Annotated in this window: 23 protein-coding genes; 11 read left to right on the plus strand and 12 right to left on the minus strand. The window is 64.9% G+C overall.

The genetic code is table 11. The annotated features are described in order from the left end of the window. Nucleotides 1–654, minus strand: coding sequence for a bifunctional nicotinamidase/pyrazinamidase (gene pncA, locus ACFPPB_RS11525; protein WP_377327177.1), 654 nt, complete (start codon nucleotides 652–654; stop codon nucleotides 1–3). Between the two features lie 402 nt (nucleotides 655–1,056). Here pncA and ACFPPB_RS11530 point away from each other — a divergent pair, with 402 nt between their 5' ends. Continuing rightward, nucleotides 1,057–1,449 (plus strand): hypothetical protein, encoded by a 393-nt coding sequence (locus tag ACFPPB_RS11530; RefSeq protein ID WP_377327179.1) that lies wholly within the window; start codon nucleotides 1,057–1,059, stop codon nucleotides 1,447–1,449. Between the two features lie 32 nt (nucleotides 1,450–1,481). On the opposite strand, the gene ACFPPB_RS11535 is transcribed toward ACFPPB_RS11530, so the two are convergent. From ACFPPB_RS11535 to ACFPPB_RS11555, 5 genes are all read right to left on the minus strand, one after another. Continuing rightward, entirely contained in the window at nucleotides 1,482–2,267 is a 786-nt protein-coding gene (locus ACFPPB_RS11535; RefSeq protein ID WP_377327181.1) for a carboxylesterase family protein, read from the minus strand. 74 nt (nucleotides 2,268–2,341) lie between these two features. Beyond that, complete coding sequence (gene cls, locus ACFPPB_RS11540; protein ID WP_377327183.1) at nucleotides 2,342–3,739, minus strand: cardiolipin synthase; 1,398 nt, start codon at nucleotides 3,737–3,739, stop codon at nucleotides 2,342–2,344. Nucleotides 3,740–3,756: 17 nt separating this feature from the next. After that, nucleotides 3,757–5,121 (minus strand): FAD/NAD(P)-binding protein, encoded by a 1,365-nt coding sequence (locus ACFPPB_RS11545; RefSeq protein WP_377327185.1) that lies wholly within the window; start codon nucleotides 5,119–5,121, stop codon nucleotides 3,757–3,759. A gap of 36 nt (nucleotides 5,122–5,157) precedes the next feature. After that, nucleotides 5,158–5,736, minus strand: a complete 579-nt coding sequence (locus ACFPPB_RS11550) for a cysteine dioxygenase (protein ID WP_377327187.1) — start codon at nucleotides 5,734–5,736, stop codon at nucleotides 5,158–5,160. 151 nt (nucleotides 5,737–5,887) lie between these two features. Further along, a complete protein-coding gene (locus tag ACFPPB_RS11555; protein WP_377327188.1) occupies nucleotides 5,888–6,556 on the minus strand; it encodes an energy transducer TonB in 669 nt (222 codons plus the stop codon). Nucleotides 6,557–6,686: 130 nt separating this feature from the next. Between ACFPPB_RS11555 and ACFPPB_RS11560 the strand changes: the two genes are divergently transcribed. Genes ACFPPB_RS11560 through ACFPPB_RS11570 form a run of 3 tightly spaced genes read left to right on the plus strand, consistent with a single transcriptional unit; the run spans nucleotide 6,687 to nucleotide 7,879 of the window. Then, entirely contained in the window at nucleotides 6,687–6,812 is a 126-nt protein-coding gene (locus ACFPPB_RS11560; RefSeq protein WP_377327190.1) for a hypothetical protein, read from the plus strand. A 48-nt stretch (nucleotides 6,813–6,860) separates the two neighbouring features. After that, nucleotides 6,861–7,529: a PAQR family membrane homeostasis protein TrhA gene (trhA, locus tag ACFPPB_RS11565; RefSeq protein ID WP_377327192.1), complete on the plus strand. Its 669-nt coding sequence runs from the start codon at nucleotides 6,861–6,863 to the stop codon at nucleotides 7,527–7,529. Next, nucleotides 7,526–7,879 carry a TfoX/Sxy family protein gene (locus ACFPPB_RS11570; RefSeq protein ID WP_377327194.1) on the plus strand — a complete coding sequence of 118 codons (354 nt, stop codon included), beginning with the start codon at nucleotides 7,526–7,528 and terminating at the stop codon, nucleotides 7,877–7,879. The genes trhA and ACFPPB_RS11570 overlap by 4 nt, the downstream gene beginning before the upstream one ends. Before the next feature lie 12 nt (nucleotides 7,880–7,891). Here the strand turns inward: ACFPPB_RS11570 and ACFPPB_RS11575 are convergent, their stop codons facing one another. From ACFPPB_RS11575 to ACFPPB_RS11585, 3 genes are all read right to left on the minus strand, one after another. Next, complete coding sequence (locus ACFPPB_RS11575; RefSeq protein WP_377327401.1) at nucleotides 7,892–8,374, minus strand: DUF456 domain-containing protein; 483 nt, start codon at nucleotides 8,372–8,374, stop codon at nucleotides 7,892–7,894. A 115-nt stretch (nucleotides 8,375–8,489) separates the two neighbouring features. Beyond that, nucleotides 8,490–9,266, minus strand: coding sequence for a ferredoxin--NADP reductase (locus ACFPPB_RS11580; RefSeq protein ID WP_377327195.1), 777 nt, complete (start codon nucleotides 9,264–9,266; stop codon nucleotides 8,490–8,492). 210 nt (nucleotides 9,267–9,476) lie between these two features. After that, nucleotides 9,477–11,174, minus strand: coding sequence for a DUF2334 domain-containing protein (locus ACFPPB_RS11585; protein WP_377327197.1), 1,698 nt, complete (start codon nucleotides 11,172–11,174; stop codon nucleotides 9,477–9,479). A 481-nt stretch (nucleotides 11,175–11,655) separates the two neighbouring features. Here ACFPPB_RS11585 and wecB point away from each other — a divergent pair, with 481 nt between their 5' ends. Genes wecB through ACFPPB_RS11605 form a run of 4 tightly spaced genes read left to right on the plus strand, consistent with a single transcriptional unit; the run spans nucleotide 11,656 to nucleotide 18,828 of the window. Further along, nucleotides 11,656–12,768 carry a non-hydrolyzing UDP-N-acetylglucosamine 2-epimerase gene (wecB, locus tag ACFPPB_RS11590; RefSeq protein ID WP_377327199.1) on the plus strand — a complete coding sequence of 371 codons (1,113 nt, stop codon included), beginning with the start codon at nucleotides 11,656–11,658 and terminating at the stop codon, nucleotides 12,766–12,768. Nucleotides 12,769–12,785: 17 nt separating this feature from the next. After that, the gene (locus ACFPPB_RS11595; protein ID WP_377327201.1) at nucleotides 12,786–15,029 is read left to right on the plus strand and encodes a glycosyl transferase family protein; all 2,244 of its coding nucleotides are present in this window, start codon (nucleotides 12,786–12,788) and stop codon (nucleotides 15,027–15,029) included. After that, nucleotides 15,026–17,932: an NfrA family protein gene (locus tag ACFPPB_RS11600; RefSeq protein ID WP_377327203.1), complete on the plus strand. Its 2,907-nt coding sequence runs from the start codon at nucleotides 15,026–15,028 to the stop codon at nucleotides 17,930–17,932. Before ACFPPB_RS11595 ends, ACFPPB_RS11600 begins: the two co-directional genes overlap by 4 nt. After that, nucleotides 17,929–18,828, plus strand: coding sequence for a DUF4434 domain-containing protein (locus ACFPPB_RS11605; protein WP_377327205.1), 900 nt, complete (start codon nucleotides 17,929–17,931; stop codon nucleotides 18,826–18,828). Before ACFPPB_RS11600 ends, ACFPPB_RS11605 begins: the two co-directional genes overlap by 4 nt. 101 nt (nucleotides 18,829–18,929) lie before the next feature. Here the strand turns inward: ACFPPB_RS11605 and ACFPPB_RS11610 are convergent, their stop codons facing one another. Then, nucleotides 18,930–19,907: a hypothetical protein gene (locus tag ACFPPB_RS11610; RefSeq protein WP_377327207.1), complete on the minus strand. Its 978-nt coding sequence runs from the start codon at nucleotides 19,905–19,907 to the stop codon at nucleotides 18,930–18,932. 508 nt (nucleotides 19,908–20,415) lie between these two features. Between ACFPPB_RS11610 and ACFPPB_RS11615 the strand changes: the two genes are divergently transcribed. From ACFPPB_RS11615 to ACFPPB_RS11625, 3 genes are read left to right on the plus strand one after another with little or no spacing between them, the layout of a single operon-like run. Then, the gene (locus tag ACFPPB_RS11615; RefSeq protein WP_377327209.1) at nucleotides 20,416–20,670 is read left to right on the plus strand and encodes a helix-turn-helix domain-containing protein; all 255 of its coding nucleotides are present in this window, start codon (nucleotides 20,416–20,418) and stop codon (nucleotides 20,668–20,670) included. Continuing rightward, a complete protein-coding gene (locus ACFPPB_RS11620) occupies nucleotides 20,667–21,995 on the plus strand; it encodes a type II toxin-antitoxin system HipA family toxin (protein ID WP_377327211.1) in 1,329 nt (442 codons plus the stop codon). The genes ACFPPB_RS11615 and ACFPPB_RS11620 overlap by 4 nt, the downstream gene beginning before the upstream one ends. Next, entirely contained in the window at nucleotides 21,992–22,267 is a 276-nt protein-coding gene (locus ACFPPB_RS11625) for a hypothetical protein (RefSeq protein WP_377327213.1), read from the plus strand. The genes ACFPPB_RS11620 and ACFPPB_RS11625 overlap by 4 nt, the downstream gene beginning before the upstream one ends. A 181-nt stretch (nucleotides 22,268–22,448) precedes the next feature. Here the strand turns inward: ACFPPB_RS11625 and ACFPPB_RS11630 are convergent, their stop codons facing one another. After that, on the minus strand, nucleotides 22,449–23,405 hold the full coding sequence (locus tag ACFPPB_RS11630; protein WP_377327215.1) for a reverse transcriptase family protein: 957 nt from the start codon (nucleotides 23,403–23,405) through the stop codon (nucleotides 22,449–22,451). Beyond that, the gene (locus ACFPPB_RS11635; protein ID WP_377327217.1) at nucleotides 23,380–23,676 is read right to left on the minus strand and encodes a helix-turn-helix domain-containing protein; all 297 of its coding nucleotides are present in this window, start codon (nucleotides 23,674–23,676) and stop codon (nucleotides 23,380–23,382) included. The genes ACFPPB_RS11630 and ACFPPB_RS11635 overlap by 26 nt, the downstream gene beginning before the upstream one ends. Nucleotides 23,677–23,720: the final 44 nt, after the last annotated feature.

Genomic DNA, 23,720 nt, shown 5'->3' on the forward strand with positions numbered 1-23,720 from the left:
TCAGATCGCGGTCAGTCGCGCCGATTCGACGATGGCAATGCCTTGGGCCTGTAACGCGGCGCGGGTGGTCTCGTCGCTGGCCGACGTCACCGGGCGGCTGAGATCCCATAGCAGACGGGCGCGAAAACCGAGCTCCAGCGCATCCTGCGCCGTCCACAGCACGCACACGTCGCGCGCCAGGCCGCACACGAATACTTCGTCGACATCGCGCTCGCGCAGCCAGCCGGCCAGGCCGGTGCTCGGACGCGCGCCGCCCGGGCCGTGGTTCTCGCGAAAGCCGCTGTATGAGTCCACACCGGGATCGCTGCCCTTGCGGATCACCGCGTCGAGCGCCGACCAGTCGATCGCCGGGTGCAGCTCGGCACCCGGCGTATCCTGGGCGCAATGGTCCGGCCACAGCGTCTGCGGCTGGCCGTACAAGCTGATCTGTTCGAACGCCGCGCGGCCCGGATGCGAGCTGGCGAACGAGACGTGCCCGCGCGGATGCCAGTCCTGGGTCGCCACCACATGGCGGAAGATGCGCGAGCGCAGCAGCTGGTCGACGCCCGGCACGATCGCATCGCCCTCGTGGCAGGCCAGCGCGCCACCGGGCATGAAGTCCGGCTGCACGTCGACGACGATCAGCGCGGCGTGGGGCGAGAGAACGTGGCTCATGCGGCAATTCGCGGATGGACAGACATACGAGTCTAGGGATGCTCTGATCAATTCTACGTAGGCGTCACCGTGACTGTCTGTTCGCAGGCCACAGGGCCGTCGGCGAGGGCAGACTGGCCGTCTGTCGAGACGGCGGACCGAAGGCATGCGGACAGACAGTCACGGCCCCAACGCATTGAATTTAAAATGATGGGGTGATGTCCAGAAGGCGCGCAGGCTGCGCCGCGCAGCTTGGCAAGACGGCCAGTCTTCCCTGCGCCACGCAACACACCCTGCGCGCCTTCTGGACATCATGCCGCCTACGTAGAATTGATCAGAGCATCCCTAGCGCGGCGTCGGCGAGCCGGTTCGGTGGCTGCATGCATAATGCACGGGACAACCATCGACGGAAGCCGTGGCACCATGCATTACGATCAGAGCTGGATGGGCTACGGCATCGTCGGCGGCATCGAGGCGGGAATGATTTCGGCGCTGGCGGGACTGCTGCTGTTCGGCCTGTTCCATGGGCTGGGAAAACGCCACGGCTGGAGTTACGGCCCGCAGATCGGCTGGTCGTTCCTGCTGGCGACCGTGCTGACCGCCAGCGGCGACCTGTGGGATCTGTTCTATTTCAACTACGCGCGCCTGCAGTCGCTGCAGTTGCTCAAGGCCAAACTGGCGCAGGTGCATGACCCGGACGGCATCGGCACGCGGGTGTTGTGCGAATTGCTGGGCGTGGCGCTGGGCCTGTACGTCGGCTGGTTGTGGTGCAGTCGCCGGCGGGGAGACTCCGGCGGCAAGCGCGAGTCGGGTTGAGACGCCGGCGCCGGCCGGAATGCTTCGGCGAGTTATCGGGTGACCGGGAGCCGGTGCGCGAACATCCACGGCCACAGTTCCGCGGTGGCATAAGCCGCGTTCCATGAACCGTGTCCGACGCCGGGAAACTCGGTGTAACGGATCTCGTCGCGCCTCGTCTCGAGGGCGGCGTGCATGCGGTGCGATTCGTCCGGCGGCACCACCTCGTCGACGGCACCGTTGAAGATCCACACCGGCAGTTTGCCGATGTGCATGGCCACCCACGCATACGGGTCGGCGACCTGGGCGGGAATGCCCTGCACGTACAACCACTCCAGGTCGTTGGGATGGCGGATGCCGCCGCAGATGATCGCGGCGGCGGCGAAGATGCCGGGATGGTCCAGCCCGATCTGCCACGAGCCGTAGCCGCCCATCGACAAGCCGGTGAGGTAGGGCCGCCGGCGATCGCCGTGCCGGCTTGCGATGCTGTCGTCCAGCGCCTGCAGCGCCACCTGCTCGATCTCGCCGCCCCAGTCGCGGTCTGTCGGCACCTGCGGATTCACCACCACCGCGGGGAAGTCCTTGCCGTGCTGCGTGAGCCACGGCGGCAGGCCCTGGCTGAGCTGGCTGCGATTGTCGCTGCCGCGCTCGCCGCTGCCATGCAGGAACAGCACCACCGGCCAGCTGCGTTTGGCCGTCCAGCCGTCCGGGACGAAGACCTGGTAGCGATAGGTCTTGCCATGCAGCTCCAGCGAGCGCGGTACGAAGTGCGCAGGTTCACCGGCATGGCTGGCGAGGCTGGCGGTCATCGAGAGAAGCAGCAGGACCAGACGGCGCATGTCGGAAAATCCACGAGCGAGTGCTCCAGTCCATGATGACGACGCGCGGCAGGCAAGCCGCAGTGCGGCATCGCTTACAGCAGCGGATCGAACAGCCGCGCCACGTGCATCGCCACCCGGCGCAGGTACGGCGCATCGCGATATTCGCGCTCGTCCACGGCGCGGGCGTGGCGGAAATCCTCGGTCAGCATCGTCGCCACGTCGGCGGCGAAGACGGGATCGACGGCCAGCGCGGCGACCTCGAAGTTGAGCCGGAACGAGCGGCTGTCCAGGTTCATGCTGCCGATCGCGGCGCTGTCGCGGTCGATCAGCAGCGCTTTCTGATGCAGGAAGCCGGGCTGGTAGCGGAACACGCGGATGCCGGCGCGCACGGCGTGGTAGGCGTGCAGTGTCGAGGCGAGAAATACGGTGCGGTGGTCCGGCCGGGCCGGAATCAGCACGCGCACGTCGACCCCCCGCAATACCGCCAGCTGCAGCGCCGCACGCACGGCGTTGTCGGGCACGTAATAAGGCGTGCTCAGCCATACGCGCTGCCGCGCCTCGTTGATGGCGGCGGCGAAGAACAGCGAGCCGGTTTCCTGCGGGTCGGCCGGGCCGCTGGCGACGACCAGCGCACTGGCATGGCCGTCACACGGTGGCGAGGGCAGCAGCGGCGGCAGGTCGCCGGTGATCCACTGCCAGTCGTCGGCAAACAGCTGCTGCAGGTCGGCCACGGCTGGCCCTTGCAGCTCCAGTTGCGTATCGCGCCACGGCGCCAGCGGCGGTTTCAGGCCCAGGTATTCGTCACCCACGTTGAGGCCGCCGATGAAAGCCCGTGCGCCATCCACCACCACGATCTTGCGATGGTTGCGAAAATTCAGCTGCAGCCGGTTGCGCCAGCGGTGGGTGGCGAACCGGTGGATCGCCACGCCGCCGGCGCGAAGCGTGTCGACATAGCGCCGCGGCAGCGCGTGGCTGCCGATGCCATCGAACAGCACGCAGACGTGCACGCCGGCGGCCGCGCGCTCCAGCAGTATTTGCTGCAGGCGCCGGCCCAGCGCGTCGTCGTGAATGATGAAGAACTGCACCAGCAGGCAGTGTTCTGCCGCGGCCATCGCCGCCAGCATGACTTCGAATGCGGCTTCGCCATCGATCAGCAGGCGCAGTTTGTGGCCGCTGCGGAACGGTCGCCTCTGCAGCGCACTGATGGCGGCGAATCGGGTGCACCCGGCGTCGATGGCGGTTGTGTCCGTCGTATCCGCCGCGGCAGACGTCGAGCGCGGCGGCGGGCGATGCGCCACGCGGTAGCCGAGGAAGCGGCTGGAGCCCAGATACAGATAGGGCAACAGGGTTACGTACGGCAGCACCAACAAACCCAGCGCCCAGCCGATCGCGCCTTGCGGTGTGCGTGTATGCATCACCGCGTGCATCGCCGCGAACATGCCAAGCACGTGCAGCAAGACGATGCCCAGGGTAAGCGCGCTGGCTGTCATCGCGGGCGCCGGCGGCGCTAGGCGCCCAGCAGCCGATCGGCCAGATGGCGCGCCTGCTGGCGGATCTCCGGCATCGCGGTGGATTCCCACAGCGTGCCGCGCAACAGACTGCCGATGGCGAACAGGTGCGGCCAGTGCTGGCCGTCATGTTGCAGCCGGCCGTTCGCATCGGCCTTCACGCCCAGCCCGAGCGGGTCGGCCGCGATATGCGCGTTGGTCAGCAATTGGCGGATCAGCCGATGGCTGGTGCGGCGCACGTCGGTATCCATGCCGACGGTCTGGATGACCAGGTCGGCACTCAAGGTGCGCGCTGCGCCGGCGTGGCGCAGGCCCAGCTGCAAGGTATCGCCGACCGCGTCCACCGACTGCACACGTCCGCGCTGGCGTTGCAGGCGCCCGGTCTGCTCCAGCACCGTGATCGCTGCGCCCACCTGCGGCGGCATGCGGTGACGGATGCGTTCCCACGCCCAGCGCGCATGGCGCATGAAACGCGCGCGCTGTTCCAGCGGCAGATCGGCCCACAGGCCGGGCACATGCGGCCGCAGGCTGTCGACGACGGTGCGCCACTCCTTGCCTTCCTGCGCGATCGCCTCGCGCAGCAGGCGCACCCAGTGCCGGATTTCCGGTGCGTCATGCATCGCCTCGACCAGTTCGGCGCTGTCGTCGGCGGGCGCGGCGGCCGCGCGCAGGTGCGCCTCGGGCGACAACCCATGACGGGAGACCGCGATGAATTCGGCCTGCGGCCATTGCGCGGAGAGTTCGAGCAGGACGTCGACCGCGGTCAGTCCCAGCCCTATCAGCACAACCTTGCGCGGCGGCTGCATCTCGGCGGCCGCGGCCAGCAGCCTCCACGGATCCACCACGTAGCGGCCGCTGGCCAGGGCTCCGGCGCTGACGCCGGGCAGCGGCTGCGGCATCAGCACGCCCAGCGCCAGCACGGCGGCGTCCACCTGATGGCTTTCCTCGCCGTGGATCACGGTGGCGCCCTCGCGCTCGGGTACCAGCGCGTCGACCGCGAACGGGATGATGTTCACGTCATGCCCGTGCGTCTTGCCTTGCTGCAGTGCGCGCGCCACCTCCGCCTCCAGGTAGTCGCCGTAGCGGTGACGCGGCAGGAAGTCGGTGCCGGCGATCGTCGGATCGTCGCGCTGCACGAAGTCCAGAAAGCCGCGCGGCCTGCCCGCGAACATCCCCATCGAGGCTGCCCGCACATTCAGCAGATGGCGGTCCGACCTGGAGCTGTAAGCCACGCCGCGCGCAGACATGCCGCCACCGGTGTACCAGTCCAGATGCAGCGGCAGCGGCGGCTTGCGCTCCAGCAGTTCGCTGAGCAGCGTGGCTGCCGCGGCACCGCCTCCGATGATGGCGACCCGTCGAAACATGAAATTCCCTGCAGGTTGGTGTCGAGTCAGAGCTGGTCAGCGCTGCAGATGCCCGGCGATCACGCTGCGCCGGGGCCGGGCGACCCATCGCCCGGGCGGCTCCTCCTGTTCGTAAGCGAGGTACTCCGCCAGATCGCCGCCGTAGACATGAAGGGAGAGCGCCGTCTCGCAGCGGGACAGATTGCGGCAGCGGTGAGCATGGTGCCGGTCGCCCTCGAACCAGGTAGCGTCGCCCGGGCCGAGCCAGTCGAGGCCTTGCGCGCGCAAGTCACCCGAAAGGGGGTCGCGGGTGTACGACTGCACCTCCAGTGCACCGTGCAAGGTCAGCTCCAGGCCCCAAAGGTCGGCGTGATCGTGTACGGGGGTGAGATGGTTCGGTGGCCATGCCATCACCAGCACGCTGAGTGCCGGCTTGCTGCGTTCGGCCAGCAGCCAGCGTTCGAAGCCGCGCCGGCGCGCGTGCGGCGGTGCCAGGCGTGCGGCGATTGCCGGAGCATTCTGATGCACCACCCGGCCCAGTTCGCGTGCCATCAGGGCGAGGTCGGGCTGCTCGGCGGCGCCATGTTCGAGCGCGATCGCGCGCAGGGTTTTCAAGGTGTTCGCGTGCTTGCCCATGCGTGAAACCTGGCAGGGTGGATGGGTGCCAGTGGAGCATGCGTATCGTTAAAGACGCGTAAGACGACCGCGGATATTAGCCTTGTCGAGGCGCCTGACTGCGAGCGCGGAAAAGCCCGGCCGGGGATACCGGCCGGGCTTGGCGGATCGGTCAATCGAGCAGTTGGAAACTCACCGGCACCCGGGCCCAGGCGCGCACCGCCCGCCCGTTCACCATCGCAGGCTGGAAGCGCCAGCCGGCGAGGACCTGGTCACGTGCACTGCGGTCGAGCAGGGCATAGCCGCTACCTTGCTCCACCGTCACCTGCAGCGGCTTGCCGGTTTCATCCACCAGTACCTGCAGCAGCACGGTGCCGTGCATGTGCTGCCGCTGGGCCTGCACGGGAAAACGCAACGGCGCCGCGCGATAGGCCAGGCTGGCTTCGGCCAGAGGCGCCACCACGCCGGCACCGGGAGCGGCACGGCTGGGAAGCAGCGTCGGCGGGCTGACCGGCGGTGCGGCGATATGGCCTTCCTCGCTGGGCAGGACGACGGGCGGGCTGACCGGTGTGGGCCGCAGGATCGCATGCGGTGGTGTCGGCGGGTGCCGCAAAGGAGCCAGCTCGACTGGCGGTGGTGGTGGAAGCACCGCCGGCGGATCGATGATCCGGATCAGCGAAGCCGGAGCCAGCTGGCGGACGGCGGTGAGCTGCGCCGGAGTGATCGGTCGGGTGGCGATCACGATGACGGCCAGGTTGAGTGCCATAGCGGCGCTGAGGGCGGCGATACGTGCACTGTCGGGGTGTGTGCGATGAGCAACGGCCAGGCTTGCGGACGACATGGGCGACCTCCTGACATCGGCTGTGGGGATGTAGCGGCAGTCGCGCTGCGTGAGCAGGGGGATCGCGCTGCCGCGACTGCAGCGTATGCCTGTGCGGCGAGCTTGTGCAAGCGGACGGCTGGATGGCCATATGAGGTCGACGCTGTCGGGTACGCCGAAAAAATCCACCATCGACAACGGGCTCTCGATCAAGGGGATGGCCGCGGTCGCGCAGTACCGCAGGCCGACGGTAGGCAAGCGTCGACACGCCCGCTAAGGTAGCCGAGGCGCCATCGGGCGTCCGCCGCGTAGCCAGGAGTCCACCATGTCCGTCACATCCGGCGCGCTGATCCCGCGCTACAGCTTCGGCGACGAACTGGCCAGCAGTGTCATTCACGGCGTCGGCATCGTGCTCAGCGTCGCCGGGCTGGCCACGCTGGTGGCGTTTGCGGCGCTGCATGGCAACGCGCTCACCGTGGTGGCCTGCGCGGTGTTCGGCACGTCGCTGGTGCTGCTGTATACCGCTTCCACGCTGTACCACGCGATTTCGGTCGCGGCCGCCAAGCCGGCCTTGCGCGCGCTCGATCACATCGCGATCTATGTGCTGATCGCGGGTACCTATACGCCGTTCACCCTGATCGTGTTGCCCGGTGTCTGGGGCTGGACCCTGTTCGTGGCGGTGTGGATGCTGGCGCTGGCCGGCAGCGTGCTGGAGCTGGGCCTGTTCAAGCGGTATCACAAGCTGGCCGTGCTGCTGTACGTAGGCATGGGCTGGATCGGCATGGTCGCGTTCGAGCCGCTCAGCCAGCGCCTGCAGGCTGGCGGCATGCTGTTGCTGATCGGCGGCGGTGCGGCCTACACGCTGGGTGTGCCGTTCTACCTGTGGCGGCGGCTGCCGTACCACCACACGCTGTGGCACGTGTTCGTGCTGGCCGGCAGCGTGCTGCATTTCCTCGCCGTGCTGCTGTACGTGATTCCCGGCACACGGGCATGAGCGTGCCGGAGGCACTCGCCGCCACGCGTGGCGAGCTCGAGGACGCGGCCGCGCATCTGGGCAAGCTGCACGACTTGCGCTTCAAGCCGATGTTCGGCGGGCTGATGGCCTGGCTCGATGAAAAGCCCTGCGCCTGGCTGACGCCGGGCAGGCTGGCGTTGAAACTGGCTCCGGCCGACCAGCCGGCGCTGCTGCAGCTTGCCGGCGCGTCGCGGCTGATCGCCCAGCCGGGAGCGGCGCCGAGCCGGCATTACATCGTGCTGCCCGCCGCGCTCAGCCGCGACACGATGCAGCTGGCCGGCTGGCTGGCCAAGAGCGCCGCCGGCGTGTCGCGCAGATCGCGTCGCTGAGCTGCGGCCTGCTCAACCGAACAGCATCGCCACGCCGAACAAGCCGACCATCACGAACGAGAGCACGAGTTTGACCAGCGTGCCGAACAGCAGGCCGAGCCAGGTGCCGACGCCGACGTGTGCCGACCGCAGCACGCTGGTGCCGGAAGCCAGCTCGCCGCCGAGCGCGCCGAGAAACGGCCCGAACAGCAGGCCGGGGACGCCGAAGAACATCCCGATCAGAGTGCCCGCCGTGGCGCCCCACAAGGCCAGCTTGCTGGCGCCGACGCGTTTGGCGCCCAGCGTGCTGGCGACGAAATCCACGACGACGCCGAGGCTGCCCAGTGCGCCGATGATCAGCAGCCACCACAGGCCGAGATGCCGGTAGTCGTCTACCGCGGCGACCAGCCAGATTCCGCCGAAGATCATCGGAATCCCCGGCAGCGTCGGCAGCACGGCACCGGCCAGACCGCCGACGATCAACAGTGCGGCGAGTACGTACAGCGCGATATCCATCATGCGGGCCTCGTCGATGCGACGGTTGGAGCAAAAGTGAGTGGAGAGGAGTGAGAAACGAGAGAAAGCCGTGCCTCCACTCGTTTCTCACTCCTCTCCACTCGTTCCTCGCCTGTCACTTCTCCACGAATGCCCGTTCGACCACGTAGTCGCCCGGCTCGCGGGTGCGCGGCGAAGCGTGAAAGCCGCGGCCGTCAAGCAGCGTGCACAGGTCGTTGAGCATCACCGGGCTGCCGCACAGCATTACGCGGTCGGTGGCGGGATTCAGTGGCGGCAGGCCGGTCGCTTCGCTCAACACGCCGTCGACGATGGCATCGGTGATGCGCCCGCGATGGCGGAATGCCTCGCGCGTGACGGTGGGGTAGTAGATCAGCTTCTCGCGCACCAGTTCGCCCAGGTACTCGTGCTGCGGCAGTTCGCGTTCGAGATAGTCGGCATAGGCGAGATCGTCGATGTGGCGCACGCCGTGGGCCAGCACGATCTTGTCGAAGCGTTCGTAGGTGTCCGGGTCACGGACGATGCTCATGAACGGCGCCAGTCCGGTGCCGGTGCCGAGCAGGTAGAGATGCTTGCCGGGCTTGAGATCGTTCAGCACCAGCGTGCCGGTGGGCTTGCGGGTGACGATCAGCGTGTCGCCGGGTTGCAGGTGCTGCAGGCGCGAGGTGAGCGGGCCATGGGCAACCTTGATCGAGAAGAACTCCAGGTGCTCTTCCCAGTTGGCGCTGGCGATGGAATAGGCGCGCATCAGCGGCCGTCCGTCCGTTTCCAGCCCGATCATCACGAACTGTCCGCTGTCGAAACGAAAGCCGGGATCGCGCGTGGTGCGAAAGCTGAAGAGCGTGTCGTTCCAGTGCCGCACGTCGATCACGTGCTCGGTTGCCATTGCCACCATGGTTGTCTCGATGTTTCCGGTCGGGGCGGCATCGCGTACTGCGGCAACGATGCCCGCTCGCAGGCGGAGCGGGATTCCGCGGGCCTGGCGAATGTCGCCATTGGTCAGGGCCAACCGGGGATTTTACGCGATATGGCATGCCGCTGCCGGCACCAGGTTCTGCGCAAAGGCAGGCCGCCATTACAGCGGCGGCCTGCCAGCCACGATCCGTCAGCCCTGCTTGACGGTATTCGCGGGTACGAAGGTATAGCCCATTGCCTGCAGGCCCGCGACGATCTGCTTCAGGTAGCTGATATCCAGGTAGGGGTGGAAGAAGAAGCTCTGCACGCCATCCTGGATGACGGTGTTGCAGTTGGCGCTGTACAGGATGTCGGCGGGGAAGCGCGGCGGGTTGTTGTTGAACTCGACCAGCTCGACGTTGCCGAGCTGTTCGGGTACCACTGCCGAGCCGTAGATGTCGCGCACCAGATACGGGTAGAACTCGCCATAGATCCGGGTGTAGTCGGGCGTGCCGGTTCCGCACGCCCCGTTCGGGCACCAGCCTGCCGCATACAGGCCGCGGTCGTAGCGCGCAGTGAACGCGGGCTGGAATACCTGATAGTCGATGGCCGAGGCGGCGTAGTGCGGCGGAACGAAAATGGCAGGCACGGGAAGGCCCGCCTTGGCGAATTCCTGCTCACCGTTCGCGATGCGTCCGTGCGCCCACAGTGCGGAGTCTTCCGCTACCGGTGTGTCGAAGACCACATAGTTTGCCGAATTGATATGCGCGCGGAAGAACTCGAAATCGTCACCACTGACGGCGCTGTAGGGGTTGGCGATATTGGAGTACTGATGCGTATATCCATGCATCAGCAGCGTGCCGCCCCTCGACTGCATGTATTTCAGCGCTTTGACCACGTTGGGTGCCTGGTACAGATGCTGGAAAACCGGTACGCCGTTGTTGTAATACCCGTTCGGGTCCACGTAGTACGGGATTACCGCCACGCTGAAAGGCACATGCACGCTGTACAGGTAGTCGGCGACCGCGCGTAGCTCGGCCGGATCGGCATCCGGGCCGACGTCCTCGATTCGCACCAGCGCGCGCTTGCGCGACAGCATGGCCGGGTTGGACACCTTGCTGATCAGATCGACGGCCGCGAGATAGCGGTCGTTCGGCCCCGTATAGCTGAAGGGGATCTCGCCGATATAGGTCAGGTTGGCGCCGCGGGTGGCCCAGTTGATGGTGCCGCCGACGTCATTGGTTGCCGTGGCGAGCACCTGCGCCTTGGTGGGATCGTCGATCGTCGTCTGCAGCAGGCCGGTAGGAACCGTCAGCGCATTGCGCTGCAGCGCGACGCCCTTGTAGGTCACTGTCAGCGCATTGCTGAAGTCGAAGAACATCGGCGTGAAACCGTACTGGCCGGCAAAATTGCCGGCGCGGGCGGACAGCTGCCAGATGTTGTCGTTCATCCACATCACCGGCTTGGTGGTCGCCAGCACGTCGTCGAGCAGCGCGGTCGGCAGCGGTTCGTCATACGTCGAGCCGATATAGATCAGGCCGGTGTAGCTGCCCAGTTCGCCCGCGACGTAGTTCACCGCGGGATGCAAGGTGTACTTGCTGCCATGGGTGACCAGGTTGCCTGCCATCACGCCGTAAGCCTCGCCCAGCCAGCCCCATTGGCCGGAGGTGTCGTACAGCACCAAGGTGTTCTGGTTCGGGTTTGCACCAGGAGCGCCGGCGTAGCTGTTCGGTGCCAGCAGCGCGGCGGACGTCACGTGGGTGGTCGGCGTCGAGAGCGCGGTCAGCGAGTTCTTCGTCGGCAGCGCTGCTCCGGGCGGCGGCGGCGGCGCGGGAAGCGTGCGGTAGCCGGTGGACTGTACGGCCACCGCCGGCGCAAAGGCTGTTTGCGCTGTGCTGGCAAGGGACATCGGGCCGGAAGCCGCGGCGCATACCAGTAGCGCACTAACGGCGAGAGACTTGAAAGTCGACGGCCCGAAAAACGTTGGCCTGGTCATGGGAATTCCTCGCGCAGTGATGGATCGACGCGCGGCTGCCGCGCGCATTGCCGGAAATGCAATCCACATCCCCCAAGCCCCGATCACGCGAAAGGGACGCCTTGCCTTCCATCGGCGAGCTTACGTCCGAACGGTCCGTATTCTTAGATACCCACACGATATATGGCGTTTAGTCAAGTGCAATTCGGCCGATATCTCGTCGACAATGCCCTCGAATTTGAGAACCAGTTCTCATTTTTGAACATCTAGCAGGATTCCTTGGCCGTCAGTGCTTGCCTGCCGCGGATGCCGCCCGATCGCGCATCCGGCTGCCCCCGCTACTGACCAAAAGCGTTGAAGGCTGAGGAAAGGTGCCGCGTAGCAGGGCCGCGCGCCGTCCTGCAAGGGGAGATCTATGCAGGACATCCTGATCATCTGCGGCACGCGTCCGGAAATCATCAAGCTGGCGCCGCTTTATCACAGCCTGCGCGCCAGCGGATGGGCGCGGCCTCGGTGGCTGCACACCGGGCAGCACGACGAAATGGCACGCCAGATGCTTGCCTGCTTCGACATCACTCCGGACATCGCACTCGAGCGCGGCGGTGAGAGTCTGTGCGAATTCAGCACGGGCTGCCGCAGTTTGCTCGACGGCGTGATGGCGGCCGGGTCCTGGTCGCTGGTGATCGTGCAGGGCGATACCGAGAGTACTTTTCTCGGCGCGCTGAGCGCGTTCCATCGCGGAATTCCTGTCGCACACGTCGAAGCGGGCCTGCGTACCTACGACCTGGAACGGCCATTCCCCGAGGAGGGGCTGCGCCAGATGATCAGCCGAATTACCTGCTTCCATTTCGCACCGACCGAGCGCGCAGCGCGGGCGCTGCGCGACGAGGCGATTCCGCCGGAGCGCCTGTTCATCACCGGCAATACCGTGATCGACGCCCAGCACTGGGTGGTACGGCATCGCCGGCTGCGGCGCCGCGTGGAGGGCCGCGGCCACCTGCTGGTCACTGCGCATCGCCGCGAGAACTGGGGCAGCGACCTGCGCGAGATCTGCTACGCGATCGCCGATGTCGCGAGTCGTCACCCGGAGTTGCAGGTGCTGTTCCCGGTGCATCTCAATCCCGTGGTGGGTCAGCCAGTGCATGCCATCCTCGGCGAGCTGGACAACGTGCACCTGAGTCCACCGTTCGACTACCTGGAGATGCAGCAGGCGCTGATCGACTCCTGGCTGGTACTGACCGATTCCGGCGGCCTGCAGGAAGAAGCGCCGACGTTCGGTGTGCCGCTGCTGGTGCTGCGTACCGAAACCGAGCGGCCGGAGGCGATCGAAGCCGGTTGCGCCCGGCTGGCCGGCACACAACGTGCGTCCATCGTGGGGCAGATCGAGGAACTTTGGTCGGACCCGGCCGCGTACCGGTCGATGGCGCGTGCGGGCAATCCGTTCGGTGATGGCCAGGCTAGCGTCCGGATCACCGACCTGCTGCAGAACGCGTTGGCGTGCGGTCAGCGCCTGCGCGCGGCGAGTTGACGCGGTGGAGGCTCGGCATGTGGTGGCTGGACGGATTCTCAACCTATCTCTACGGCCTGAGCGTGGTCGCCACGGCGATCGCGTTACTGATGCTGGTAAGCGGCGTGGACGATTTGTTCATCGACATCGCCTACTGGTCGCATCGGCTGTGGAAGTCGATGTTCATCTATAGCAAGTACGAGCGCACCGATTATCAGGAGCTGTACGGACCGGCCGAGAAGCCGTTGGCGATCATGGTGCCGGCCTGGCATGAAACCGGCGTGATCGGTCATATGGCCGAGCTGGTCGCGACCACGCTGGACTACGAGAACTATCACATCTTCGTCGGCACCTATCCGAACGACCCGGATACCCAGCGCGATGTCGACGAGGTATGCGCGCGCTTTCCCAATGTGCACAAGGTGGTGTGCGCGCGGCCCGGGCCGACCAGCAAGGCCGACTGCCTCAACAACGTGCTGGACGCCATCCTGCAGTTCGAGCAGCGCGCCCGCCTCACGTTCGAGGGCTTCATCCTGCACGACGCCGAAGACGTCGTGTGCGAGCACGAACTGCGGCTGTTCAACTACCTGGTCGGCCGCAAGGACCTGATCCAGATTCCGGTCTACCCGTTCGCGCGGCAATGGAGCAATTTCACCAGCCTGCATTACCTGGACGAATTTGCCGAGCTGCATGGCAAGGACGTGCCGGTGCGCGAAGCGCTGGCGGGTCAGGTACCCAGCGCCGGTGTCGGCACCTGCTTCAGCCGCCGCGCCGTGCTCACGCTGATAGAGGCAGGCAACGGCATCGCGTTCGACGTGCAGAGCCTTACCGAGGACTACGACATCGGCTTGCGGCTGAAGGGCTGGGGCATGCATGAGATCTTCGTGCGTTTTCCGGTGCTGCGTCGCCAGCGCCGCCCTGCATGCGATAACCGCTTCGGCCAGAGCTGGCGCGAGTCCAACGTGATCTGCGTGCGCGAATACTTCCCAGACCGGCTGATGACGGCGGTGCGGCAGAAGTCGCGCTGGATCATCGGCATCGTCTACCAGGGCTACCGCACGCACGGCTGGAAGCATGGACCGGTGCTCAACTACTTCCTGTGGCGCGACCGCAAGGGCGCGATCAACAACTTCGTGAGTTTCGCCGCGATGCTGATCCTGCTCCAGCTGATCGCGATCTGGCTGCTGCAGCAGGTGTGGACGCAAGCGCCGCGCTTCGTCTCGATCTTCGAAGGACGGCCGTGGTTCGACGGCATACTGACGGCGAACATCGCGCTGATGGGCAACCGCATGCTGCAGCGGATCATCTTTGTATCCGGCTATTACGGCGTAAAACAGGGCTTGCTGTCGATACCGCGGCTGCTGTGGGGCAACTTGATCAATTTCCTCGCCAACTGGCGGGCGATCCGCCAGATCATCAAGTGCGGCGATCCGCGTCGCGTGGCGTGGGACAAGACCACTCACGATTTTCCCAGCATCGGCGGCGAGAACCGCGCCAAGCGCTCGCTCGACGAAATACTGGTCGGCAATGGCGTGGTATCGGTGCCGGAATTGCGCGAGGCGGAGCTGCGTCGCATCGATGGCCTGCACCTGGGCAGCTCGATGATCCACCAGTCCCGCATCACCGCCGCGCAATTGGCCCGCTCGATCGCCGAGCAGATCGGTGTCGGTTGCGAATCGGCGGACTTCGCCGGGTTGCCGCGCGAACTGCCGGATGTGCTTCCGGCGCGGATGGCGCTGCACTATGCCGTAATGCCGCTGCGCCACGAAGGACGCACACTGGTTCTCGCCAGCGAGTCCTACATCGACCCGGTGTCGCTGGCGGCGATCGCGCGCCGGCTGGGCCGGCCGGTGCGCTATGTGATCGCGCACAAGGGCCAGGTTGCAGTCGGTCTGCGCCGCTGGTATGCGCATGTGCGTGACCGCGATCGTGACCGTGACCCGCGTCATTTGCTCGAAGTCGCGGCTCGCCATGGGCGCATTCATGGCGACCGCGTGGCGCCAGTGTGGGACAGCTACGTGTCCCGCCAGGTCATGCTGGGCGAGATCCTGGTCGCGCAGGGGCATCTGGATGATGTGGCATTCAGGTCGCTGCTTTTGAACCACGCGCGCAGCGCACAGCCGCTGGGAGAGTTTCTGGTCGGGCACGGTGCGATCAGTCGCGAAACACTGGATCGCGCGCTGGCTCTTCAGGCCACACTGCAGCCGAGCATCGCGAACCTCATCGAGAAGGAGGCCGAGATGCCGGCGCAACTGGCGATGCCGACGGATCGAGCGGCATGAAACGGCCATGGGCAACCCGATATGCGATGGCGCTGTTCGCGATGGCGCCGGCGTGGCCGCTCTGTGCCGCGGGGCAGGAATCGGCCATCGACAGCAGCCGCTATCGGCAGTTCATGGTGTATCCGCATCGTCAGGCCGGTTACGCGGCCGTGCGCGCCGGGGATGAGCACGTCGCGATTGCGGAGTTCGAGCGCGCCCGCGCACTGGCACCGCAGAGCGTCGACACGGCATTGGACCTGGCCGAGGCCTATCGGCATTTCGGCCATCCGGCGCGAGCGCAGAAGCTGCTGGACGAACAACGCCGCTACACGCCGAACGATCCGCGACTGCGCGCCGCCCGATCCGTTGCCGCGACACCGGCCGTGGACTGCAGTCGCGACGGCAGGCCGGTGTGCCGCGCGAAGCGGGGTTTCGACGACTTGCAGGCGGGTGATCTCGCCAAGGCGCAGGCAGAACTCGATGTAGCGGATTTCGCGCGCAGCCCTGAAGGCCTGGCGTTGCGCCATGCGCTGGTCCAGCGCGCGATTTACCTGGGAGACCTTCAGCGCGCCGATGCGCAACTGGCCGACCTGGACGCGGACGACAAACTCAGTGCCGACGAACGCGGTCAGTGGTTCAATCTGCTGCTACAACTGGGCAGGCTGGATGCGGCGCGCCAGCTGCAGTCGCGGCGCGGGCTGGATGCTCCGGCGCAGGACCTGGCCATGGCTCAGGCCATGGCCGATCACAACGATCGCAAAGGGCTGGCCGCCTATATGGCGTCCCGCCAGCCTGCATTCACCAGCGACAAAGACGAGCGGCAATGGGTAAACCTGCTCGCCTGGGTGGCGCACGACCGACCGCAGCTGCTGGCCGGCTATACCTCGCACTATCCTGCCAACGCGGCGTTGCAGGCGCGCGTTTCGGTGTCGTTGGCGATGGCACGCGGCGACAGCGCGATGGTGCAGCGTATGCTGTCGCGACTGCCCGACAGCAGCTTCCGCGAAGATCGTTTCGGCCTGGATCTGCAACAAGGCCGGTACGCCGAGGCAAGGCAGCAGGCCGAGGTCCTGGTCAGCCAACCGGAGGGGCACCATCTGCTCGATCCCCTTAGCTACCGTCTGATGGACGCCGGTGCCGGCGGGGAGGCAGAACAACTGCTGCTGGGTGCATACCCGTTTGCCGGCAACCCGAACGCATCGGCATTGTTTTCCCGTCTGGCCGTGCTGGCGGAAAAGCAGCCGGCGCGGTTTTCCGCCGACGATCGCGCACGCCTGCGGCGGCCGCTGGAAAGCGTGCCGCTGCGCATGGCGCAGATTCCCATCCTTGCCGCGCTGCGCGACTGCGATGGCATCCGTCAGGTGATGGTCGATCTCTCGCCCGGTTATCCCGCGGAATTGTGGCGGCAGCTCGGCGATTGCTACGGCAATGACCGGCCCGGTCTTGCCGAGTACGCCTATGCCGAGGCCAACAAGCGCAAGCCCGACAGCAAGGTTGCCCGGGCGCTGGCTTATCAGGCCTATAGCGCCCAGGACTATGCAACGGCCTTGCAGGCCTGGCGCTCGGTACCGGCGGCGCACATGCAGCCGACCGATCTGATGGCCGCCGCGACCACCGCACTCGCCATCGACCAACCGGCCGTGGCACGTTCCTGGCTCGACACTTATGCAGCGCATGGCGGCCAGCGGGATCACAGGTATTGGTGGCTACGCGCGCAGGCCGACGAGCCACGCGATCCGGCGCTGGCCGGTGCCGATCTGGAAAACGCGGTGGCCATGCATCCCGATCCGCGCTATTACGCGCGCCTGGCGGCCTTGCAAAGCCACGCCGGCGAAGCGCAGCAGGCGCTGGTTTCGCTGCAGCGCGCCAGCGCGCTCGCGCCCGACGACCCCAGGCTGGCGGCTTCGCTGGGCTACGCCTATCTGCAGACAGGTGCGCCGGACAAGGCGGTGGTGCAATTCGAGCGCGCGCACCAGGCCAACCCGGACGATCCGGCATTGACCCGGCAGTTGCTGTACGTGCACCAGCAACTCGGCGACGACGCGCAAGCGCAGGCCTATGCGGCACAGGCGATCGACCAGCTCGGTCCCGCCGCCGACGCCGGGAGCGGCGGCACGGCGCAGGAAGACGAAGACCAGGAACGCTATACCTTGCGGCGCCTGCACGAGGATCTGGGTCGCAAGTGGCGCTTCAATGCCGACATGACCCTGGGCGATACGGTGTCCTCGGCGGCCAACGCGGCGGCGCCTGGCGTCTCCTATCGCAGTTACATGCAACTCGAGGCGCAATACCGTTTCGATCCGCGTCTCACCGGCGGCGATGCCAATACGCTGGCCGCCTACGCGCGCATCTTCGCCGGCAGCGGCGCCAGCGGTTCGGTGTGGCCGGTGCATTCGCCGATGCTGGGTGTGGGTGTGCACTGGAAGCCGCTGCTGTCGCAGAACGTCGTGTTGTCCATCGAGCAGCAAACGCCTGCCGGCAACAGCCGCGACACCCACAACGACACCATGCTGCGTGCCAGCGGGTCGTGGTCCTTCAGCCCGCGGATCGCCGACGACTGGCACGCGACCGGGTCGGGCTGGTTCGCCCAGAACTTCTACGTCGACGTCGCCCGCTACCTGCGTGCCAGGCAAACCGTGTTCACCGCGGACTATCAGCTGGGCTGGCAGCGCAAGCTGGTGGACGGCCAGACCATCGAGCCCTACGTCCATATGCAATACACCGGCATCGACCGCGCGCACGGCGCGGGCTATGCGCGCGATGCGCGCGCCGGCGTCGGCCTGCAGTGGAACCTGTGGTACGGCGAAACCCGCTACGATGCCTATCCGCATCGCTTCATCGTTGCGGTGGAAGGACAGCATGCTTTCACCAGTTACCTGCGCGAGAACAATGCGGTGTTCCTGATCGTGAGGACGCAGTGGTGAGCCTCACGCTGCGCCGGCTCGCGGGGCTGACGCTGCTGCTGGCGACGCAGCTGGCCGGCGCGACCACGGCGATCTTCTATCAGCCACAGCTGCGCGATCGCGAGATCGCGCAGGCACAGTGGCCGTCCATGTTTGCCCAAGTGCGCGCACGGGGCTTCGATACGCTGGTGCTGCAGTGGACCCGCTACGGCGACGCGTTCGGCGACCGGGCCGGGCATGCGTGGTTGCTGCAGCGGGTGCGCGAGGCGCGTGCGGCCGGCCTGCGCATCGTGCTGGGCCTGGACAGCGATCCCGCCTTTTTTCAACGCCAGGAAGCGTCGACGGGGGAGCTGGGCGGGTATCTGGATACGCTGTCCCGCCGCGACGCCGAGGTCGCCCGCCAATGGGCCGGCGACCTGGGCAGCGAGGCGATCGCCGGCTGGTACCTGCCGATCGAGATCGACGACAGGCGCTGGCGCGACCCTGCCGCGCGCAGGCGTCTGCAGGATTATCTGGCGGCGGAGCGGCGGCAGCTGGACGGCATCGTGCGGCGGCCCGTCTACGTGACCTCGTTCTTCGCAGGCAACATGACGCCATCGAGCTATGCCGAGCTGCTGGCCGACCTCCAGCGCAGCGGCGTGCGCGCCTGGGTGCAGGACGGCGCGGGCACCGGACGCCTGAACCGGGGAGAGCGCGAGCTGTATCTCGACGCGGCGAGCCAATGCGCGGGGATGCATGCGCAGGGCATCGTCTACGAAATCTTCCGCCAGACCGGCGCGGACAAGGCGTTCACTGCCTCGGCGTTGCCCACTGTCGAAGCGGGCGCGGCGTTGGCGCAGCGAGCGCCGTGCGGCGGCGACAGCGTTTTCTTCGAGTTGCGTTATCTGCCGGAGATGGCAGGAGTGCTGCAGCGGTAGCGGCGGAACAAACAGAACGCCTCCATCCGGAGGCGTTCTGTTTGGCTTCCAGGCCGATCGCGCAAGGCAATCGATCTATCCGTACGAAGTGGTCGCTGGCCTTACTGCGGGACCTTCAGCGGAGCGATCGTCTGGTCGAGCAGGGTCCAATACGCCTTGGTGTACGGTACCATCTCCTCGGCGTAGTACCACCAGAAGAAACCGCCGACGAACTTCGGATCTCTATTGGCATTGACCATCGGGTAATACGTCTTCATCAGGTTCGTCTGCACCGAGGTGGGCGCACCGGTGCTCGACGTGCCGATCTCGCCGAAGCCGACCTTTGCGTTCGGGAAGATGCTCTCGAGTGCGCTGAAATCGGCGCCCCACGAGGGGGAGAGTCCCGGGCAGTCCTGGTACGGGTAGTAGCTGAAAAACGCGTAGTTGGCACCCTGACGCACTGCAGCTGGCAGGAAGGTGGTGGGCCAGGTCTTCCAGTAGTCCTGCGGTTTCTCCCAGCAGTTGTTGCCCTTGCTGTCGTCGTTGTAGTAGAGCGTGATAGCGGTCTTGCCGCCGACGCCCTTCACGATCGAATTCGCGGCGGCGACCATCTGTCCGATGGCGGCTTCTTCCGCATTCACCGTGGTGTTGCTGCCGTCCGGATTCTGTCGCAGCCATTCGCCGTTGATCTCGTTGGCGATCTCCCACACGTCGACTGTGCCGTTCAGGCCGTAGACCAGCTCCTTGGTACGTGCCGTATAGGTGTTGATGTCGGTCGGGAAGTAGTACGAGTCCATGATCTCGCCCATCACGTTGGCCACCGTGTGCAGCTTGACCAGTGCGGGGTAGTACTCGGCGGCGGTCGTGCCCGGATCGAACACCACGCGGACCGTGGGCTTGTACGGCAGCTTGGTCAGCGACGTGATGATCGCATTGATGTTGGACAGGTCATCCAGGGTGACGCCGTAGATGGGTGCTTTGAGAGTTGTCGCGGCCTGAGCATTGGCATTCGAAGCGAATGGTGCCGCCGCGGCATAGAGGGCGACGGACGCTGCAAGTGGAATTAGAAAGGTCTTTGCGGCAGTTGCAAGATTTGTCATCGGATTGGAGTTCTCGTAATTGGGCGATCCTTTACCCGGTCCGGTAGTAATAATCAGGCGCAAGAAACCCGCCACGGCATGAAGACGACGCCGTGGAAACTTGCGAAGCTGGGTTGAGTCGTGCTCGTCCGAGCACTGATGAAAATCGTCCATAAAACGGCTGCCTCCCCTACGCCAAGGCAAAGGGGTGATGGAACCGCCGTTGGGAATGCCGGCGAATACCGCATGGAAGGCCGAACTATGTCGGAGCCATCCCGCAGCACATCGATCGAGTCAGCCTTTATCGGAAGACTCGGGTACTCGACCTCGCTGGCGCAGGCGAGTCTAACGAATCGGCATTCAGGGGGATCAAGATTTGGTTATGCGCGCCAATTTGTCGCGAGAAATTAAGTAGTTTGTGACGCAATTGGCAGACACACTCGCCAGACCTCATCTAGGCGTAAGATCTGTTTATTGATCTATTTGTCAAATATCGGCCTATGACTCCCATTTTTGACAAATACATCAAATGCAGACAGTCCTCGAACTTGGAGAGGCGGTAGCCGCCCGGCGGAGATCGCTCGGCCTGAAGCAGGGTGAGGTCGCGGCGCGCGCCGGTCTCACCCAGGAAGCGCTTTCCCGCTTCGAGCGGGGAAAGACGGCGGAATTCGGTTCGCGAAAACTGTTGGCCGTGCTGGCCGTCCTGGGAATGGAGTTGCGGTTCACCGAAATGGGGTGGTCAGGCTCTCTGGATGAACTTCGTCGCGAGCGGGGTGGCACGTGAAGCTCTCGGTCTACGTGCTTGGTCGCGAAGTCGCCGCGCTGGAGTCCGTCGGCGACTTCAAGAGCTCGATGACTTATCACCGGGGCGTGGCGCCGGAGGACTTCGTCTCGCTGACCATGCGGGTACGCCACGACCCCTACCTCTGGGACGACGTGCTGCATCCGATATTCCAGATGAATTTGCCGGAGGGCTACCTGCTTCAGGTGCTGCAGGAGCAGTTCGGTCCACACATCGGCGCCAGTCCCATGGCATTGTTATCGGTGATCGGCCGCAACATGATCGGTCGCATCCAGGTGGCGCCGCCCGGCGTCAATTTGAAGGAACCGCCCAAATCGGTGGATGTCGCCGATCTGCTTCAAGGGGACAATTCCGAGGAAGCCTTCGCGGAGCTGGTGCGTCAACACGCCACCAGTGGCGTATCCGGCGTGGTTCCGAAATTCCTGGATGCGAACGCGGAAAAGGTAGTCGCGGGTCTCCACAAGAAGATAACGCTGGTCACCCACCGGCACATCATCAAGGGCTCACCCGGGCTTTTGCCGTTTGTCACCTTGAACGAGCACCTGTGCATGCAAGTCGCAGCCCGGGTAATGCCCACCGCCAGAACCACGATTTCGCGCGATGGTCAAGCGTTGATCGTCGATCGCTTCGATGTGGACGAGCATGGCGTTCCCCATTGGGGCATGGAGGACTTCTGCGCGCTGCTTGGTCTGCGCCCGGCGGCCAAGTATGAGACGACCTGGGAGCGTATCGCGAAGGCGGTGCGCGATCACGTACCGGTCGTCAACCGGCCCGGTGTCTTTCAGCAAATGGCGGTCATGCTGCTGCTGACCTATGCGCTGCGAAACGCCAACTGCCACGCGAAAAATGTTGCCTTGCTCTACACCAGCCGAGAGGACGTCCATCTCACGCCAGCTTGCGGCATGTTCACTACCGCGGCGTATGCGGACTACAGCAACAACCCTCCGGGCATAGCCTTCGGCGGGAAGAAGACCTGGGCGCCAAGGAAGCAGCTTCAGCAATTCATCACGGCAGCCTTCGGAATTTCCGCCCGTGACCAGAAGTTCATGGTCGATCGAATCACGGACGCGGTGATCGACGTCGGCCCCAGCGTGCGTGATGCCATGAAGGAGCACCCGGGTTTCGTCGACATGGGCAAGCGCATGCTGTCGGCGTGGCAGGATGGCATTGCCGGCTTGCGCGACAAACGGGTGTACGCCATGGGCAATGCCGATCTGGGCGAGGCTTTCCGCAGCTCCCCGGATCCCGCCGTGGCCAAGGCACAGCCCGCCGTCGTGGGACGATCCGATTTTCCGGGAAAAAAATGAGCGTCCCTGCAGGCCGCCGGATTCGTGGAGGTTTTCGCTATCGAGTCGTTGCTTCGGCGGTGTTGAACGATACTTGCCCATGCCAGCGGCTGCTGATGAAGCAACCAACGTGGCACCGTAGCACTCAAAACACCCGAAAACTGCCGGAAATGCCCAGCAACGTGAGCGCCACAGAGATCAAGGAAAGTCAGCTGCAGAGCCAAAAGTCGCCGGATCCCGGCGACTGGCGCATATCCGTCGCCCCGATGATGGACTGGACCGACAACACCTAAAAAGTTCAGTCTGAAGCGACTTTGTGGGTGCACTTCTTGGGTCGTGTAGCACCTGTGTTGCACTGGTGCTCAGAATGAAAATAGCGCCTCGAAGCTATCGTACGTAGACACCCCCCCCGAAGAGGCAAACGTCGAACCGCCAGCTCGACGCTACGGCGGCAGCTTCCGCCACCCGTTCCAGTCATTCGCCCATACGCATACGAAGTGACGCAAGCCTGGCCCTAAGAGCTACTCCCTCCATCGGGTGCAACTGGGACAGGCGCCCCACGCGCCCGGAGACCCGATTGAACTCAGTATTTAGGCTCACTGGATCGGTCGAAGTTCTACTGAGAACTTCGAGCTGATGGACGGCGGCGCGTATGTTCTGCCGCTCTCCGGTCATCAATGCTGGACGTGCGTTGACCATGAGCTTGGTGGTCAACATGGGACCGTTTCCGCGTCGGATCTCGTGCTTTGATCTTTTGGCTTTGAAACCCTTCGAAGCCATGAGCCCATAGACTTCAGCGAGGCAACAGCCAATCTCCTCGTTGTCGAGCTGCTCTTTGGATGAAAAGGTTACGTCATCAACGTAACGGGAATACGAAATCCCTCTATCGCGTAAGTTCTCGTACAGCCTCCACTCTCGATCCCAAAAGGCGAGATTCGCCAGATACGAACTGGTGATTGCACCCTGAGGCAGGCAGCCGTCTTTTACTGTCAACATTGTCAGAAGCTGGGCCACTTCTGGCCCAAACCCGAAAAAGCCCGCCCAGATTGAGTGAACAACCTTCGCACCTGTGCTAGGAAAGAAGTTTTTGATGTCCTCGGTTACGACGATGGCGGCGCCTGCATGTAAAGCCGCATTTTTTCGAGCATCTCGCCCTTTCAGGCTACCCGTAAGGTAATCGGGGAACACGACTCTCTGGAAAAACTGAGTCTGTATCCGCCGATGGACACTTTTCAGCAAAGGGAGTGCATCAAACGTCTGCCGGAAGCTGCCATCAGCTTTGATGATTGGCTTAGCGTCCCGATACAAGCCGCCAGCTGCATGACCAATTCGCTGCAAGTCGACAACGGACAATCCAAGCGCTCGGCTTAGACTCCCCAAAGATCGGACCGGGCTGAAGGCGTACTTAGGCTGGACTGCTTTGCGGTTCATTGAGCAAATCCAACGCAGTCATAGCCAACCTACCGGCAAGATCCTTGTCGATACCTGAAAGCTCTCCTCGGTCTGCTCCTAAAAAGAACAGGATCTCCAGCGGCACCCTTAAACCGTCGGCAATCTTTTGCAGGGTAGAGAGCGTGGGATCTCGTTTTGAGTTTTCAAGCATCGACAGGTAGGAGACCGAACAACCAGCCAACTTGGCCAGATCGCTCTGGCTAAGCTGACGTCTGGTACGGCACATTTGGATGGCGCTGCCGATATTCATATATGCCTCCAAAACATGAAAGGCTTGCTGCGTTTGTCGTTGCC

Origin of the sequence: Rhodanobacter terrae (assembly GCF_042657005.1) — a bacterium.
Lineage (GTDB): Bacteria > Pseudomonadota > Gammaproteobacteria > Xanthomonadales > Rhodanobacteraceae > Rhodanobacter > Rhodanobacter terrae.